The organism is Amycolatopsis keratiniphila, from assembly GCF_000400635.2.
Classification (GTDB): Bacteria; Actinomycetota; Actinomycetes; order Mycobacteriales; family Pseudonocardiaceae; genus Amycolatopsis; species Amycolatopsis keratiniphila.
On record NC_021252.1, the window covers coordinates 7,403,214 to 7,419,856 of the forward strand.

Annotated in this window: 16 protein-coding genes; 7 read left to right on the top strand and 9 right to left on the bottom strand. The window is 69.5% G+C overall.

The window, feature by feature from the left end; genetic code table 11:
• Genes AORI_RS74070 through AORI_RS74095 form a run of 6 tightly spaced genes read right to left on the bottom strand, consistent with a single transcriptional unit; the run spans position 1 to position 4,265 of the window.
• Positions 1–255, bottom strand: coding sequence for an acyl carrier protein (locus AORI_RS74070; RefSeq protein ID WP_005155526.1), 255 nt, complete (start codon positions 253–255; stop codon positions 1–3).
• Positions 256–289: 34 nt separating this feature from the next.
• Positions 290–754 carry a 3-hydroxyacyl-ACP dehydratase FabZ family protein gene (locus AORI_RS74075; RefSeq protein WP_016336897.1) on the bottom strand — a complete coding sequence of 155 codons (465 nt, stop codon included), beginning with the start codon at positions 752–754 and terminating at the stop codon, positions 290–292.
• Positions 751–1,137: an ApeI family dehydratase gene (locus AORI_RS74080; RefSeq protein ID WP_016336898.1), complete on the bottom strand. Its 387-nt coding sequence runs from the start codon at positions 1,135–1,137 to the stop codon at positions 751–753. Before AORI_RS74080 ends, AORI_RS74075 begins: the two co-directional genes overlap by 4 nt.
• Positions 1,134–1,874: a 3-oxoacyl-[acyl-carrier-protein] reductase gene (gene fabG, locus AORI_RS74085; protein WP_016336899.1), complete on the bottom strand. Its 741-nt coding sequence runs from the start codon at positions 1,872–1,874 to the stop codon at positions 1,134–1,136. The genes AORI_RS74080 and fabG overlap by 4 nt, the downstream gene beginning before the upstream one ends.
• Positions 1,875–1,911: 37 nt before the next feature.
• Positions 1,912–3,123 (bottom strand): CaiB/BaiF CoA transferase family protein, encoded by a 1,212-nt coding sequence (locus AORI_RS74090; protein ID WP_016336900.1) that lies wholly within the window; start codon positions 3,121–3,123, stop codon positions 1,912–1,914.
• A 2-nt stretch (positions 3,124–3,125) separates the two neighbouring features.
• A complete protein-coding gene (locus AORI_RS74095) occupies positions 3,126–4,265 on the bottom strand; it encodes a steroid 3-ketoacyl-CoA thiolase (RefSeq protein WP_016336901.1) in 1,140 nt (379 codons plus the stop codon).
• A 167-nt stretch (positions 4,266–4,432) separates the two neighbouring features.
• Between AORI_RS74095 and AORI_RS74100 the strand changes: the two genes are divergently transcribed.
• The 3 genes from AORI_RS74100 to AORI_RS74110 are packed head-to-tail and all read left to right on the top strand — an operon-like array spanning position 4,433 to position 7,683.
• Entirely contained in the window at positions 4,433–5,584 is a 1,152-nt protein-coding gene (locus AORI_RS74100; protein ID WP_043849145.1) for an acyl-CoA dehydrogenase family protein, read from the top strand.
• Between the two features lie 9 nt (positions 5,585–5,593).
• Complete coding sequence (locus tag AORI_RS74105; protein WP_016336903.1) at positions 5,594–6,592, top strand: acyl-CoA dehydrogenase family protein; 999 nt, start codon at positions 5,594–5,596, stop codon at positions 6,590–6,592.
• A complete protein-coding gene (locus tag AORI_RS74110) occupies positions 6,589–7,683 on the top strand; it encodes an LLM class flavin-dependent oxidoreductase (protein WP_016336904.1) in 1,095 nt (364 codons plus the stop codon). Before AORI_RS74105 ends, AORI_RS74110 begins: the two co-directional genes overlap by 4 nt.
• Positions 7,684–7,851: 168 nt before the next feature.
• Here the strand turns inward: AORI_RS74110 and AORI_RS74115 are convergent, their stop codons facing one another.
• Positions 7,852–8,271, bottom strand: a complete 420-nt coding sequence (locus tag AORI_RS74115; protein ID WP_016336905.1) for an enediyne antibiotic chromoprotein — start codon at positions 8,269–8,271, stop codon at positions 7,852–7,854.
• Positions 8,272–8,517: 246 nt separating this feature from the next.
• Between AORI_RS74115 and AORI_RS74120 the strand changes: the two genes are divergently transcribed.
• From AORI_RS74120 to AORI_RS74135, 4 genes are all read left to right on the top strand, one after another.
• Positions 8,518–9,705, top strand: coding sequence for a cytochrome P450 family protein (locus tag AORI_RS74120; protein ID WP_016336906.1), 1,188 nt, complete (start codon positions 8,518–8,520; stop codon positions 9,703–9,705).
• 155 nt (positions 9,706–9,860) lie between these two features.
• Positions 9,861–11,861 (top strand): ArnT family glycosyltransferase, encoded by a 2,001-nt coding sequence (locus AORI_RS74125; protein WP_016336907.1) that lies wholly within the window; start codon positions 9,861–9,863, stop codon positions 11,859–11,861.
• A 6-nt stretch (positions 11,862–11,867) separates the two neighbouring features.
• Positions 11,868–13,106, top strand: coding sequence for a glycosyltransferase (locus AORI_RS74130; RefSeq protein WP_016336908.1), 1,239 nt, complete (start codon positions 11,868–11,870; stop codon positions 13,104–13,106).
• Positions 13,103–13,801: a class I SAM-dependent methyltransferase gene (locus AORI_RS74135; RefSeq protein ID WP_016336909.1), complete on the top strand. Its 699-nt coding sequence runs from the start codon at positions 13,103–13,105 to the stop codon at positions 13,799–13,801. The genes AORI_RS74130 and AORI_RS74135 overlap by 4 nt, the downstream gene beginning before the upstream one ends.
• A 143-nt stretch (positions 13,802–13,944) precedes the next feature.
• On the opposite strand, the gene AORI_RS74140 is transcribed toward AORI_RS74135, so the two are convergent.
• On the bottom strand, positions 13,945–14,895 hold the full coding sequence (locus AORI_RS74140; RefSeq protein ID WP_016336910.1) for an NAD-dependent epimerase/dehydratase family protein: 951 nt from the start codon (positions 14,893–14,895) through the stop codon (positions 13,945–13,947).
• 705 nt (positions 14,896–15,600) lie between these two features.
• On the bottom strand, positions 15,601–16,575 hold the full coding sequence (locus tag AORI_RS74145; protein WP_043849146.1) for an alpha/beta fold hydrolase: 975 nt from the start codon (positions 16,573–16,575) through the stop codon (positions 15,601–15,603).
• Positions 16,576–16,643 lie beyond the last annotated feature (68 nt).

The following is a 16,643-nucleotide window of genomic DNA, read 5'->3' on the forward strand; positions in this document are numbered from 1 at the left end:
TCATCCCTTCTTGACGGAGTGCCGGATCAGGGCGTCGTTGACCGCCTTGAGCGTGCGCAGCTCGGGCAGTTCGGCCTGCGGGATCTCGATCTTGTACTGCTTGTCGATCCGGGCGAGGATCTCGATGGCGCGCAGGGAGTCGGCCTCGTAGTCGTCGATGAAGTCCCCGTTGTCCTCGAGTTCCTCGGGCTCGAGCTCGAGCACCTCGGCGACCAGCTCGCGGAGCTCCTCGAGCTGGGTGTCGGTCTGCGTCATGACGATCCTCCGGTTTCGTTGTCCCGTGCGGTTCTCACGCCGCGGCCCGCACAGGGCGCCGCGTCGCGGTCAGGGTGGTGACGGTGGCGATCAGGCGATCCCCGGCCCAGGTCCGGCCGGTGGCGAAGGCCGTGTCGGCCAGCACCGACTCCAGGCGGACCTCGTGGCGGAGCACGTCACCAGGGCGGGCGGCACCCGTGAACCGATAGTCACGGGCACCGATGAACATCAACGTCGTGTCGTCGTCCTCGACCGGCGCGCGGCCGTCGAGCCACAGCAGCGCGGCGCTCTGGCCGAACGACTCGATCATCAGCGACTTCGGGTAGTCGTACCGGCTCGGCGGCGCGCCGTCGGGAATCCCCGCGTAGCACGGCTCGGTGCCGGTGACCGCCTTGATCGTCACGATCGACTCGCCGGGGACCAGTTCCAGCACGCGGTCCACCAGCAGCAGCGGATACCGCTGCGGGAGCAGGACCCGGATGTCGTGATGCTCGGTCATTCCGCCTCCTCTTCGAAAGTGGCCCGGATCTTGGCCGTCGTCGTCTCGCCGAGGGCTGCCTTCCCGGTGACGTCCCAGCCGTCCTCGGTGCGCTTCGCGGTGGCCGTGAGGACCATGCGATCGCCGTCGAGCACCGGGGCGAGGAAGCGGACTGACCGGACGGTGCGCAGCCGGGCGTTCGCGGCCTCGCGCATCGCCTGTTCCAGCGTCTCGATGACGAAGATGCCGGGGTACACGGCCTGGCCGGGGAAATGCCCGCGCAGATTGGGTTCCTTGCCGTCCACGGTGATCTGGGCGACCAGCTCGAGGTCGTCCCCGCACGCACGGACGTCCAGCAGGTCGACCGCCCGCAACGGCGCGGCGTAGTCGGGAAGCCCGGTCACAGCGTGATCCCCCCGTCGACCTGCAGCACCTGACCGGTGATGTAGGAGGCGCGGTCGGAGACCAGGAACGCGACGAGTTCGGCGACGTCCTCCCCGGTGCCGAACCGCTTGACCGGGATCTGGGTCAGCGCCTTGGCGCGCTGCTTGTCGCCGAGGGCGCCCGTCATGTCCGTCTCGATGAAGCCGGGCGCGACGACGTTGACCCGGACGCCGTGCCCGGCGACCTCCTTGGCCAGCGACTTGCTGAAGCCGATGATCCCGGCCTTGCTGGCGGAGTAGGCGGTCTGGCCCGCGTGGCCGTAGACGCCGGCGACCGAGGACATGTTGACCACGACGCCGCCGCGGTTCTTCATGAACCGGAAGGCCATGGCACGGCAGAAGTTCCAGGTGCCGGTGAGGTTCGTGTCGAGCACCGCGTGCCAGTCCTCGGCGTTGGCGAGCACCAGCGGGCTGTCCTTGGTGATACCGGCGTTGTTGACCAGCAGATCGATCGTGCCGAGTTTCTCTTCGGCGTCCTTCACGAATCGCTCGACGGCTTCGGAATCGGTGACATCGCATTCCGCGAAATAGGAGGGAACCCCGATCGCGGCGATGTCCTCTTCGGTTTCCGCCGACGCCGCGCTCGCTTTCGAAAAACAGCCGGCGACGGCGTAGCCCTCCTGGGCCAGCCGCAGCGCCACGGCCCGGCCGATCCCTCGTGAAGCCCCGGTGATCAGGGCCCGGTGGTGCTCCGCCACGACGCCTCCTCGTTTTCCAGCACACTTTGTTTTCATTTTATGAAGCGCGGCGCAAACTGTTCTTCTCATCGTTTGCCGCGAGCTCCGAAAGCACTTCTTCGGTATCCGCGCCCGGCCGCGGCGCACCACGACGGACCTTCGTCGGAGTACGGGAGAACTTCACCGCGGGCCCGACGATCGGCGCGACGGATCCGTTGCTCAGCACCGTTTCCTGCAACATCGCGCGCGCCTTGACGTGTTCGTCCGCGACGGCCTCGGTGAGCGTGCGCACCGGCGCGGCGACCAGGCCCCGGCCGTTCAGCACTTCGAGCGCCTCGGCCAGTGGACGTCCCGCGCACCAGCCCGCGACGATCGCGTTGACCGCGTCCCGGTTGGCCAGCCGTTCGGGCGCCGTGCCGAACCCCTCGGCGCGGCCGAGCTCCGGCCTGCCGATGATCTCGGCGAGCGCGCGCCAATGCCGGTTGATGGCGACGGCGAGATACAAATGGCCGTCGGCACACGCGTAGACGTTGGCCGGGACGACGAAGTCCGTCTCGTTGCCGAGCCGCTGCGGCGGTGCGCCCGCCGCGGCGAGCGTCGGCAAGCCGCTGCTGCTGGCGAGCAGACAGTCCACCATGGACACGTCGACGTGCTGTCCCTCACCGGTCCTGTTTCGGTGCGCCAGCGCGGCGAGACCGCCGATCGCCGCGTGCAGGCCGGCCAGCTCGTCGGCGAGGAACGTCGGCGCGCGCACCGGCGGGCCTTCCGGCAGACCATTGAGCGACATCCAGCCGGCCGCGGCCTGGATCGCGGGATCATAGGCGGGCAGATGCGACTTCGGGCCGTACTGCCCGAAGCCGGACACCGACACGAACACGATGTCCTCGCGCACCGCGCGGCAGGCCTCGTATCCGGCGCCCCAGCCGTCGAGCGTCCCGGGCTTGTAGTTCTCGACCACGATGTCCGCGTGCGCCACCAGTTCCAGGAACCGGGCGCGGTCGACGTCGTCACGCAGATCCAGCCCCGCGCTGCGTTTGTTGCGGTGCACGGTCTCCCGGAACCACGACAGGCCGGTGCCGGGGATGTTCGGCGGCACCTCGCCGTCGTGGCCGTCGGCGAGTTCGACGCGGACGACGTCGGCCCCCATGTCCGCCATGACACAGGTGGCGAGCGGGCCGGACCAGACCTTCGTCACGTCCAGGACGCGCACGCCTTCCAGCGGGCCGACCGAACCGGCGCGCGCCCGGCGGAAGAAGTCTTCTTCGCGCATGGTCAAAGCCTTTCCAGCAGTGAGGCGGTGCCGAGCGAACCGCCGCAGCACATGGTGATCAGCGCGGTGGAGGTGTCGGTGCGTTCGAGTTCGTGCAGTGCCGTCACCAGCAGCCGGGTCCCGGTCGCGCCGAGCGGATGGCCGAGGGCGATGGCGCCGCCGTTGACGTTGACGCGGTCGATGTCCGCGCCGTGCGCCTTGGCCCAGTTCAGCACCACCCCGGCGAACGCCTCGTTGACCTCGCAGATGTCCACATCGGACAGTCGGCGCCCGGTCTTGCGCAGTACGCGTTCGGTGGCGACCACGGGCCCGTCGAGCAGGTAGTACGGATCCGCGCCGGTGACGACCTGGCCGACCAGCCGCGCCCGCGGGGTCAGGCCCAGTGCGCGGGCCTTCCCGTACGACATCCAGAGAATGGCGGCGGCGCCGTCGGAGATCTGGGAAGTCGATCCGGCGGTGTGGACGGCGCCCTCGACATTGGGGCGCAACGCGGCGAGCCCTTCGAGCGTGGTGTCGCGGACGCCTTCGTCGCGTGTGACCGAATCGACCGGGGAGACCTCGCGATCGAACCGGCCTTCTTCCCACGCCCGCGCCGCCCGCTGCTGGGAAAGGAGGCCGTAGTCGTCGGCGTCCGCGCGCCCGATGCCCTCCCGAGCGGCGATCCGCTCGGCACCGCCGAACTGGGCCTTCGGCGGGTCTTCCCACGGGTAGTCGGCAGTCTTGTAGTGCCCGGGCCCCTGGTAGAGGTTCGTCCCGATCGGCACCCGGCTCATCGACTCGACGCCGCAAGCGATCCCGGTGTCGATGGCGTCCGCGGCGATCAGCGCGGAGATCAGGTGGTTCGCCTGCTGGGCCGAGCCACAGGAAACGTCCACTGTGGAGCAACCGACGGCCGGGTCGTGCCCGGAGTTGAGCCAGGCGTTGCGGGTGACGTTGAGGCTCTGCTCGCCGGACTGGGTCACGCAGCCGCCGATGATCTGCTCGACGTCGCCGGGTTCGATGCCGGCGCGGGCGATGACCTCCAGCTGGACGTGCCGCATCAGCTCGACGGCCTTGAGCCCGGCGAGCACCCCGCCGCGTTTGCCGAGCGGGGTGCGGACGGCGGAGACGATGACCGGGGTCCGGTCGTTCAGCGCGGCCACGCGGGTACCTGCCTCTCCACCGGACGCGGTGCCCGGCTTCCCCATCGTGGTGCGGCCCACGACGGGGGAACGTCTCTCGGATTGCGGTGCCGACCGGGGGTTCTCCGTAGTTGCGGGAATGGTTCGCGCATCCCCTCACGATCATCGGCGCTGGCTATGGTGCGTACATGCGGCTGGACGACAGCGAAGATCAAGCGGCATTCCGGGCGGGCCTGAAAGCCTGGCTCGCCGAACAGTTACCCGAAGCCACGCCGAGCGCGCCTCGCGCGTGGTCCGCCGACGAACTGCGCGCCTGGAGCAAGGCGTTGCACGCGGCCGGATACGCCGGTCTGACCTGGCCCGCCGCGCACGGTGGCCGCGGTCTTTCCCCGTCGTACCAAGCCATCTACGCCGAGGAGAGCGCGCTGGCCGAGGCGCCGGACCACGCCGGGGTGATCGGGCTCGGCATGGTCGGCCCCGCGATCGTCCACTATGGAACGGACGCGCAGAAGGCCGAGCACCTCCCCCGGATCCTTTCCGGGGAAACGATCTTCTGCCAGGGCTTCTCCGAGCCGGACGCCGGCTCGGATCTCGCCTCGGTGCGTACCCGGGCCCGCCGAGTCGAGGGCGGCTACGTCGTCGACGGTGAAAAGGTCTGGTCCTCCTACGCCCATTTGGCCGACCACTGCCTGCTGCTCGCCCGCACCGATCCGGACGCGGCCAAACACCGCGGCCTGACCTGTTTCCTGCTCGACATGCGCGCGCCCGGCGTCGAGGTGCGGCCGCTGCGTCAGCTTTCCGGCGACACCGACTTCAACCAGATCCTGTTGAGCGGCGTCGAAATCCCCGACCACTGCGTACTCGGCGAGCCAGGGCAGGGCTGGCGGGTCGCGCTGACCACGCTCGCGCACGAACGCGGCACGTTCGGCATCACCCTCACCGCCCGGCTGTCCGTGCAGCTCGACAGGCTGGTCAAGACTGCCAAGGCGTGCGGCGCCGACCCCCGCGTCCGAGCCGAGATCGCCGAGCTGTACGTCGACCTGCAGGGCCTGCGGTTCACCGGCTACCGCGCGCTGGCCGCGATGGAACGGACCGGCGAGCCCGGGCCGGAGAGCTCGATCCTGAAACTGCGCTGGTCGCAGGCGAACCAGCGGGTGAGCGCGCTCGCGCTGCGGCTGCTCGGCGCGGGCGCGGCGGCCGACGGGACCGACGCCTTCTGGGGCGGCTATTGGCAGCACCAGCGGTTGCGCAGCCGGGCCAACAGCATCGAGGGCGGGACGTCGGAGATCCTTCGCGGCATCGTCGCGGAGCGGGTCTTGGGCCTGCCGAAATCACGTTAGGGGCGACCGATGGACTTCGCGTTGACCGAGGATCAAGCCTGGCTCAAGGCCGCTGCCCGCACCTACCTCGAGAACACGTACGGCTTCGAGCGGATCGGGTCGCTGGCCGACGAGGGCGGGCAGGACCTGGCCGCCTGGCCGGAGCTGGTCCGGCAGGGCTGGCTGGATCCGGACCTCGGCCTGGCCGAACTCGTCCTGCTGGCCGAGGAAGGCGGGCGCGTCCTGCATCCGGTGCCCTGGTTCGCCACGACCGGGCTCGCCTTGCCGGTGTACCGCGCCGCGGGAGTCGGACTCCCCGGCCCGGCGACGCTCGCCGACGGCTCCGGTACCTGCCGCGCGACCCGCCGCGACGACGGCTGGCGGCTGGACGGCGCGGTGCAGGCCGTCCTGCACGCCGACGTCGCCGCGGAGATCGTGGTCGCGGCTCGCACTCCGGCCGGGGTGGCACTGTTCGGCGTCGACCCCGCCGCTGTTTCGCTTTCCGCGCGCGACGGCGTCGATCCGCTCCGGGCGGCGTCGGACGTCGCGCTGGCCGGTGCCGCGGGCAGGCTGCTCGCCGGGCCGCCTTCCGCCGCGCCGCTGCTCGCCGCGATCCGGAGCCGGGCGACCACGCTGCTCGCGGGCGAGGCCATCGGCGTCGCCGACCGGGCGCTGGCGATCGCCGTCGACCACGCGAAGACGCGGTCGCAGTTCGATCGCCCCATCGGGTCGTTCCAGGCGGTGAGCCAGCAGCTCGCCGACGGTTACGCCGAGGTCGAGCTCGCGCGTTCGCTGGCCTACCGCGCCGCTGTCACCCCCAGCACCGAAGCGGTCGCCTGCGCCGCCCACGCCGCGAGCCGCGCGGCGGTCTCCGTCTGCGAGACGGCGATCCAGGTCTGCGGCGGCATGGGCGTCACCTGGGAGTTCCCGCTGCACCGCTGGTTCCGGCGCGCGCTGTGGCTGGAGGCGGGACTCGCCTCGGGAGGTTTGGAAGCGATCGCGCACTCACTGTTCGGGGAGCACTCATGAGCCTGCAACTGCACTGGTTCCTGCCGTCACACGGCGACGGACGGGAGATCGCCAAGACCGCCGACGGCGTCGCGGCCCCAGGCGCCCGTCGCGAGCCGGACCTCGAATACCTGACGCAGGTCGCGCTCGCCGCGGATCGCTTCGGGTTCACCGGGATGCTCACGCCGTTCGGGTTGTTCTGCGAGGACCCGTGGGTGGTCGCCTCGGCACTCGTGGGTGCGACGCGGTCGGTGAAGTTCATGATCGCGCTGCGCCCGGGGTTCATCTCGCCGCTGCTGGCCGCGCAGACCGCGGCGACCTTCCAGCGCGTCTCCGATTCGCGGCTGCTGCTGAACATCGTGACCGGCGGGGACCCCGACGAGCAGCGCCGCTACGGCGACTGGCTCGACCACGACCAGCGGTACGCGCGCACCGGCGAGTTCATGGACGTCTTCCGGCAGGCTTGGCCGGGTTCGCGATTCGACTTCTCGGGCACGCATTACACGTTGAAGGCCGGGATGGTCGCGCGGCCGCATCCGGTGCGGCCGACCCTGTTTCTCGGCGGTTCTTCGTCGGCCGCGCTGGAGGTCGCGGCCGCGCAGGCGGACGTGCTGCTGATGTGGGGCGAAACGCCGTCGGCGATGGCCTCGCACCTCGCCCGGTCGCGGGAACGAGCGGAGGCATTGGGGCGTTCGCTGCGCTTCGGCACGCGATTCCACGTGATCAGCCGCGACACCTCCGCCGAAGCCTGGAAGGTGGCCGACCAGCTGCTCGCCGGGATGGACCCGGCCCGGATCCGGCAGGCGCAGGAACGCTTCGCCGCCACCGAATCCGAGGGCCAGCGGCGGATGGCGGCCCTGCACGCCGGCCGCACCGACTCACTGGAGATCCACCCCAACGTCTGGGCGGGCTACGGTCTGGTGCGCCCCGGCGTCGGCACGGCGCTGGTGGGCAGCCACGAGGAAGTGGCCGAACGGATCGAGGAGTACCACGCGCTCGGCCTCGACCACCTGATCCTTTCCGCTCAGCCGCATCTCGAAGAGGCATATACCTTCGGGGAAGGCGTCATGCCGCTGCTGCGTAAGCGGGGGCTGCTCGCGGAAACGCTCTGAGTTTCCGTGCTCGTCGGCGTGATTCGCGTGATTGGAGCCGGAACTCGCGTGATTGGAGGCGAAACACGCGAGTTCCGCGATCGCGACATCTGAAGTAGGCTTACCCGGCGATGAAGGAATTGGGACACGCGACGTCCCAATTCCTTCATCGCCGCTTTCGCGTCAGCGTCAGCTGAAGCTGATGATCACGCCGCCACCGTTGCCGGCGGCGTCACCGAGGCCGACGACGCAGGTGATGGCCGTGCAGTCCACCGCGCCGTAGCTGCTGCCGTCGGGCAGCACGCCGGTGAAGTTCTTCTGCACGGTGACCGAGGCCGAGATCTTGCCGGCCGCGTCAGCGACCAGCGACTGCTGCGAAGGGCTGCAAGGGAACTGGCCCGTCGCGTCCTGGGCGCATTCGCCGACGCGATAGGTCGCGCCCGGCGTCAGCCCGGTTCCGGTCACCTGGACCACCGCACCGTCCGAGAGCCCCGACGACGGCGTCACCGTCACGGCCGCGGCGGCCGAGGCACCCGGCGCGACGACGGCCATCAGGCCGAGAGCGGCGATGGCGGAACCGGCGAACTTGGCGGCAAGCTTTGCGGACACAGTAATCAACTCCGATTCATTGCTGGGAATTTTCCGACTTCACCAGGCGCGGGTTCCGTTGCCCCCCGGCGTCCTGGTAACAACGTTACGATCATCGAACGTAGATCGTCAACCATTTCTTCGAGCAGTTTTCGAGTAGGCCGTAAGAAAAAAGGTGCAATAAACTCGCGCGCTTCGTGCGTTATTCATAGGCGGCGGGCAAGTCAGGAGAAGAAGGCACGGCGGCGCGCACGGGAACCTGATTCGGTGACCTCTTCCAGCTCCGATTTCCTGTTCGGGGGCGCGCCAGAAAGGCACGCCGCCTACGCCGCACTGCGCGAAAGCGGCCCGGTCCGCAGGATCACCCTCTCCTCCGGCACCGCCGGCTGGCTGGTGAGCGGCTACGCCGAGGTCCGCCAGGCGCTCGCGCATCCCGGGCTGAGCGGGCGCACGGGCGCCGTCGGCGATCGGCGCGGGCTGTCCGAGGACGTCCGGCTCGGCATGAACACGCATATGCTGAACCTCGATCCGCCGGACCACACCAGGCTCAGGAAGCTGGTGTCCGCCGCGTTCACCGTGCGCCGGATCGCCCAGCTGCGCCCCAGGATCGAGGCCATCACGGCCGAACTCCTCGACGCCGTCGCCGATTTCGACGAGGTCGACCTGATCAAGGCGCTCGCCCTTCCGCTGCCGATCCGCATCCTCACGGAGATGCTCGGCGTGCCCGAAGACGAGGCGGGCGCCTTCCACGGCTGGACCGAGATCCTCACCGCCAGCGCGCTGCCCGTCGACGAACTCGACGCGGCCGCCGCCGAAATGCTGCGCTATGTCAGGAAACTCCTCGCCGAGAAACGCGCGAACCCCGGCACCGACCTGCTTTCGGCGCTCGTCACGGTGCACGACGGCGAAGACCGGCTCACCGAACACGAGCTGACGTCGATGGTCTTCCTCCTGCTCATCGCCGGGCACGAGACCACCGTCCACCTCATCGGCAACGCCACCCTCGCCCTGCTCGAGAACCCGGCACAGCTCGCCGCGTTGCGCGCGAACCCGGACGGGATGCCCGCCGCGGTCGAGGAATTCCTGCGTTACGAGAGCCCTGTGCACGCGGCGATGCGTTACGCCAACGAGGAAGTCGAGCTCGGCGGCGTGACGATCCCGGCCGGTTCGCTGGTCATCGTGTCCTTGCTGGCCGCCAACCGCGATCCCGCCCGGTTCCCCGGCGCGGACACCTTGGCACTCGACCGCGCGGACAATCCGCAGCTCGCCTTCGGACACGGCATCCACCACTGCCTCGGCGCGCCGATGGCCCGGCTCGAAGGCGGAATCGCGCTCTCGGCCCTGCTCACGCGATTCCCGGAACTGCGCGCGGCCGTCCCCGCGGAGAGTCTCCGCTGGCGCGTCAGCATGGTGATGCACGGCCTCGAATCCCTTCCCGTCCGTCTGCGCCGGTGACTGTCCTCAAAGGACCGTCCGGTTAAAACCAGCAGGCTGGGATAAGACGCGCGCGAAACCGTGGTGCGACACTTTTTGAGACGATCACGAATTCGCGGTGCGTATCTCACGTCCGTGAGCCGCGTCATCTCCTATTCCTGGGAAGGGAGTAGAACGTGTCCCAAGACCTAGGCACCCCGGTCACGAGCGCCCCGCCACGGGGCGCCGCCCCGCCCGCGCGGACGCCGAAGAAGAAGACCAAGACGGGGCTGTCGGCACTGGCCGCCAAGCGCATCGCCGTCCTGAGCGCGCTCGTCGCCGGCGTCGCCTACGGGTGGGGTATCGGCGGGAACGCCGCGCACTACGCGTACGCCGCCGCGGTGCGCAGCATGTCCGCGAACTGGCACAACTTCCTTTACGGGGCCTACGATCCCGCCGGGTTCATGAGTGTCGACAAGGCACCCGGCGCGCTCTGGCTCCAGGCGCTTTCCGTCCGTGTCTTCGGTTACGAGACCTGGGCGCTGCTGCTGCCCGGCGTCATCGCCGGAGCCGTCTCGGTGTACGTGCTGTTCGTGCTCGTGCGCCGCTGGGCCGGGCACGCGCCCGCCGCGCTGGCCGCGGTGCTGCTCGCCGCGACCCCGATCACGATCGCGGGAACCCGGGTCAACCTGCCCGACTCGACGCTGATCCTGACGCTGCTCGTCGCGACCTACGCGTTCTGGCGCGCGCTGGAGAAGGCGTCCCCTCGCTGGCTGCTGCTCACCGCCGCGCTCGTCGGCGTCGGCTTCCACATCAAACTCGCCATGGCACTGGCCATCCTCCCGGTGCTCGGGATCGTCTACCTCGTCGCCGCGCCGGCCTCGCCGGGACGGCGGGTGCTGCACCTGCTCGGCGCCGGAGCGGTCACCGCCGCGGTGTCGTCGATCTGGATGCTGATCGTCGGGCTGACCCCGGCGGGTTCCCGCCCGTACATGGACGGCAGCACCTCGAACTCGGTGTGGCAGATGGTCTGGTCCTACAACCTCTTCGACCGCGCGGACGCCGCGAAGGCCGGGAAGTCGGCCGAGCTGCCCGTCCTGCCCGACGGCAAGGTCACGCCGGTCGACCAGGGCGGCGAAACCGGCGTCTTCCGGCTGTTCAACGACCTGATCGGCGGCCAGATCTCGTGGCTGCTGCCGCTGGCCGTGCTGCTGCTCGTCGTCGGCCTGGTCGCCGCGGGCCGCGCGCCGCGCACGGACAAGACGCGCGCGGGCTGGCTGCTGTGGGGTGGCTGGCTCGTCCTCTTCGCCGGCGCGCTCAGCTTCTCGCAGAGCATCCACCCGTACTACACGAGCATCCTGGCGCCCGCCATCGCCGCGATCGCCGCGGCAGGCCTGCACCTCGCCTGGACGGATCGCCGCTTCACGTGGGCCCTGCCGGTCGGCCTGCTCGCCACCGGCGCCTGGGCGTTCGTGCTGATGAACCGCTCCAGTGACTACGTGCCGTGGCTGCGGCCCGTCGTCGCGATCGCCGCCGTCGCCGCCGCGGTGCTGGTGCTCGTGCGCCGTACCGGGAAGTTCGCCGTCGTGACCGGTGCCGTCGCCGGGGTCGCGCTGCTGGCCGGGCCGGTCGCGTGGGCGGCGCCCACCTTCCAGCCGCCGACGGATCCGCGCACGGCGATGTTCCAGAACTTCAACCCCCTCGCGGGCCCGAACCCGAACGCGCTCTCGACCGGCATCGACCTGACCAAGCTCATGGCGGGCGGCCCGAAGCCCGGCGCGGCAGGCGGACAGGCCATGCCGCTGCCCCCGCCGATCATGTTCCAGATGATGCCCTCCGACGCCGACCCGAAGCTTCTCGGCTTCCTCAAGGCCAACAAGCGCGGCGAGCGCTTCGATCTGGCCACGGTCGGCGGCACCGGTGCCTCGCCCTACATCCGGGCGGGCCTGTCCGTGATGCCGATGGGCGGTTTCGTCGGCACCATGCCGATGCCGACCGCCGGCGGCCTCGCCGACGCCGTCCACAGTGGACAGCTGCGGTACGTCCTGTTCGGTGGGTTCGCCTACGACAGCCCGACCGCGCTGGCGCGCAAGGACTGGGTGGTGCGCAACTGCGTGCGGATCCCGCCGCCCGCCTACACCGCCAACCCGTGGATGGGTTTCACCTCCGCCTTGTTCGACTGCAAGCCGGGAGCGTGATGCCCCATGACGGCTGAACTCACCGCGGCACCCCGTGTCGTTCCGGGAAGCCGCACGACGGCGACCGTCGAGATCGTGATCCCGGTGCTCAACGAGGAACGCGCCCTGCTGGGCTGCATCACCACGCTGAGCGCGTACCTCGGCGACGACTTCCCGTTCCCCTGGTCGATCACCATCGCCGACAACGGCAGTACCGACCGGACCTGGGAGATCGCCACCGAACTGGCCGAGCGGAATCCGCGCATCTCCGCGCGGCGGATCCCGGTCCGCGGCCGGGGCGCGGCGATCAAGGCGACCTGGGGATCGAGTACCGCCGACATCGTCGCCTACATGGACGTCGATCTCTCGACCGGTTTGGAGAGCCTGCTCCCCCTGATCGCGCCGCTGGTCAGCGGGCACTGCGAGATCACCATCGGGACCCGGCTCGGCCGGGGCTCGCGGATCCGCCGCAGCCTCAAACGCGAGATCGTGTCCCGTACCTACAACGCGATCACGCGGCATGTGTTCGGGCTGCGCAGCACCGACACGTCCGCCGGATTCAAGGCGGCCCGGCGCGACGCGGTGGCCGGGCTGCTGGAGGCGGTCGAGGACGACCACTGGTTCTTCGACACCGAGATGCTGATGCTGGCCGAGCACAACGGCCTGCGGGTGCACGAGGTGCCGCTGGACTGGGTCGAGGACGTCGATTCGCGGGTCAAGGTCACCCAGACCGCGATGGGGAACCTGAAGGGCCTGGTCCGCGTGGGCCGGGCGATCGCCGCCGGGAGAGGACGGGTGGACGTGCCGGAGATCCCGCAGTTGCGCGCCACCCATCCGGACGCCGTGCTCGCCGAGCCGCGGGCCGCGACCCTCGCGAAATTCCTCGGGTTCGCGGTGATCGGTGTCATTTCGACAGTGCTGTACACGCTTCTGTACCTCCCGTTGCGTGTCCCGCTGACGCCGGCGGGGGCGAACCTGGTCGCGCTGGTGCTCGTCGGGGTGGCCAACACCGAGGCGAACCGGCGCTGGACGTTCAACCGCGGCGGCGGGCACCGGCTCGGCCTGCACACCCGGGCCGCGATCCTGTTCGCCACCACGTATCTGCTGACCACGCTGGCCGTGACCGGGCTGCATCTGATCGCCCCCGGCTCGGGGCCGGTCGTCGAACTGCTCGTGCTCATCGTCGCCTACGGGCTGATGACGCTGCTGCGGTTCGTGGCCCTCGACCGCTGGGTCTTCGCCCGGCATCGGAAGGAGAGCCGGTGAAGACGGAGGACGTCGCCCGGATCACCGAGATGGAGGACCGCCACTGGTGGTTCCGGGAGAAGCGGCATCTGCTCGCCGACGAACTGAAGCGGCTCGGGCCGCCCGGCCGCGCGCTCGACATCGGCGCGGCGGGCGGCGGCAACACGCGGGTGCTGCGCTCGCGCGGCTGGGACGTCGTCGCCACGGACTACGACGAGAACGCCGTCGAGATCGCGCGCTCACGCGGTCTCGACGCGATCCACGCCGACGCCCGTGACCTGCCGCTGCCGTCCTCGTCGTTCGATCTGGTGGTGGCGTTCGAGATCCTCGAACACATCCGGGAGGACGACCAGGCCGCCGCCGAGCTGTTCCGGGTGCTGCGGCCCGGCGGCTCCGCGCTGATCAGCGTCCCGTCCGGAATGGACCTGTGGTCGGCGCACGACGTCGCGGTGCACCACGTGCGGCGGTACGACCGGGCTTCGCTGCGGAAGGTCATGGAGGACGCCGGCTTCGTCGTCGAGGAGCTGTGGAGCTGGAACGTCCTGCTGCGGCCGGTGGTGGCGCTGCGGCGGCGCACGGCGCGCGGCAACGAGCTCAACGAGCACACTCCTTGGCTGGTCAACCGGGCCCTGACCGCGATCGTCACGGCCGAGCGTTACCTGCCGACCCGCTCGCGGCGCGGTGTCTCGTTGATCCTGAAGGCGCACAAGCCCTGACGGTTTGCGCGTGAAGGCCCCCTTCCCTCGGCTGAGCCGAGGGAAGGGGGCCTTCACGCGCTTCAGGGGTCCTGGACGTTGCGAAAGCCACTTTCGCAACGTTGAACGTTGCGAAAGTGGCTTTCGCGTCAAGGCCCGACCGCTCAGGCAGCGCGAAGACCGGGCCCAGGCACGTCCCAGGCGGTACCGCGGTGCTCGAGGTACCAGTCCACCGTCTTCGCCATGCCTTCTTCGAGCGTGACAAGGGATTCCGGCTCGATGCCGACCGTGAGCAGGGTCGAGACGTCCGCCGTGACCGGCGTGTTCGGCGTCTCACCGGGCCGCATCGGCAGGTCGGTGATGCCCACCCGCGAGTGGCCGCGCTGCTCGCACAGGTCGATCACCAGCTCCGCCACCTCGCGGATGGTGACCGAATCGGCCGGCCCGATCTCGACCGTGTCCTCCAGCACCCGCCCCTCGGCGGCGGCCTCCAGGGAGGCCACCAGCGTGCGGGCGACGTCGCCGACCCACACCATGTCCGAGATCTGCCGTCCGCCGCCGTAGAGCTCCACCGGCATCCCGGACAGCGCCCGGCAGATCAGCGCCGGGGTGATCTTGCGGACCTTCCCCGCGGCGAACGGCGGCGCGGCCTTCTGGCGCGGGCCGTAGGCGTTCACCGCGCGGACGCAGTTCACGCGGGTGCCGCGGTCGGCGTTGAACATGCGGACGAACCGCTCGACCGTCGTCTTCGAAATCGAATAGCTGTTGTTCATCCAGTGGTTGCCGACGCAGATGTACACACCGGGCAGGTCGTACTGGGCGACGGCCTCGAGGAAGTTCAGGCCGCCCATGACGTTGGTCTCCACCGCGGGCCGCGGATTGGTGATCGTCTCCTGGGTGCCCAGCACGGCCGCCAGGTGGATGATCCCGTCGCAATGCGCGGCGAGCTCGGTCAGCGCCGTCGCGTCGCGGATGTCGCCCAGCATGACCTCCCACGGCCCGCCGTCCCCCTCGCCACGATGGTCGAACACGACCGGCGTATGCCCTCGTGCGGCGAGCTCCTCGCAGACGTAGCGCCCGATGAACCCGGTGCCACCGGTAACACCAACCTTCATTTTAGCCACCTTTTCCCGATAGGCTGGGAATTCCAGGACTTTCCTTTTCGCAGAATCCCATCGGCGGCTCTTCCCGGACGCCTCCAATACTGCCCCGAAAGGCAGTATCGGGAGGCGGTTTCAGCCCGATGCCACATCGCTTGAGTTGATCTTGAGGGAAACGTCAAAGGTGGCGTGATGGAGTCTTCGGCGCGCAGCTTGCCACCGATGCCCAGCTTTCGCGACACGGACGCCGGAGGTGAGGTGGACGGCGCGGGTGAGTGACCGGGGTGAAGGCTCCCTTCACTGCATCAGACGCGGCGAAGGGAGCCTTCACCCCACCAGCGACCCGTCCGCGACCACGCCACTTTGCCTTGCCGCTCAATAGAACCCACTACCATGTGACTCAAGGTGGTCTTTAGCGGATGCCGGTCTGATCAGTCAAGCCGGATAAGGTCACCGGTAGCGGACCGGGACACGACTGTCCACAAGGGACGTCAGCATGGATCGCGTTGCCCGATTTGGGCACTGTGCGCAGTTGCAGGTGGGCGTCGTGAGTGGCAAAGAGGGTTAGAACGACCTTTACCACTCACGACCCCTCGAAAGAATCGCCCATGTCGTCATTAATCGGACATTCAGCCGCCGAGAGGTGACCACAGTGGACACTGGGGCATGGCCGGGCTCAAGACCCGTCCGAGGTCGACGCAAGCCACGTGGCCTTCGGTTTCAGCCCAGGAACTTCGTCAGCGAGCCGATGACCTGAGCGGGCTGTTCCTCGGAAAGGTAGTGCCCCGCCCCGGCGATCTTGACCACCTGCGGATCCACCGCCTTCGACGGCATCACCTGGACGAAGTACTGGTGGTTGAACTCCCCGGCGAGGCCCAGTACCGGCATGGTGAGCTTCCCGTACGCCGAGCCGGCCGCGATGTCCTGGTTCAGCGTCCGGTACCAGCCGTTCCCGGCCCGGACGGCCTCACGCGTGTAGTAGGCCCGTGCGTAGACGCTCCGGTCGAAGTCGTCCACCGCCGACGGCACCACCGAGAGCTGGTCGATCATCGTGTCCACGACGTACCGCGAGCGGCCCGAGACGAGTTGCTCCGGCAGGCCTTGCAGCTGGTTGAACGTCCACCACCACGGCGAGAACTGGCCGGGCGCGCTGGGCAGCAAAGGCAGCTGGTAAAGGCTCTTGTCGGGAGCGACCACGTCCATCAGCGCCAGCTTCCCGACCGCCTGCGGGTACTTGATCCCATAGCTGTGCGCGACCATCGCGCCGATGTCGTGGCCGACCAGATCCGCCTTGGCGTACCCGAGTTTGGCCAGCAACGCGTGGATGTCGGCGGCCAGCGTCTCCTTGTCATAGCCCGACTGCGGCTTCGACGATCCGCCCATCCCCCGCAGGTCGACGGCGATCACGCGATGGCGCTCGGCCAGTGCCGGCATCACCTTGTGGAACGCCCACCAGGTCTGCGGCCAGCCGGGAAGCAGCACCACCGGGCTGCCGGAACCACCGGCCACGTAATGCAGACGGACACCGTTGACGTCGGCGTAGGAGCTCTGGAACCCGCCCGGCAGGGAGCGGGCGAGCGCCGCGTCCGAATGCCTCCACCCCGTGTTCGCCGCCGCCCCCGTCGCCGTTCCCCCCAGCAGTACCACCGCCGCGACCGCGGCCAGCGCGGTCATGACCCTCTTGAACTTGCGCATGAATTTCTCTCCCACCGCCAGGGAAATGGTCATTGACACCTCAATGATCAGCCGGAAGAGCAGGCCGA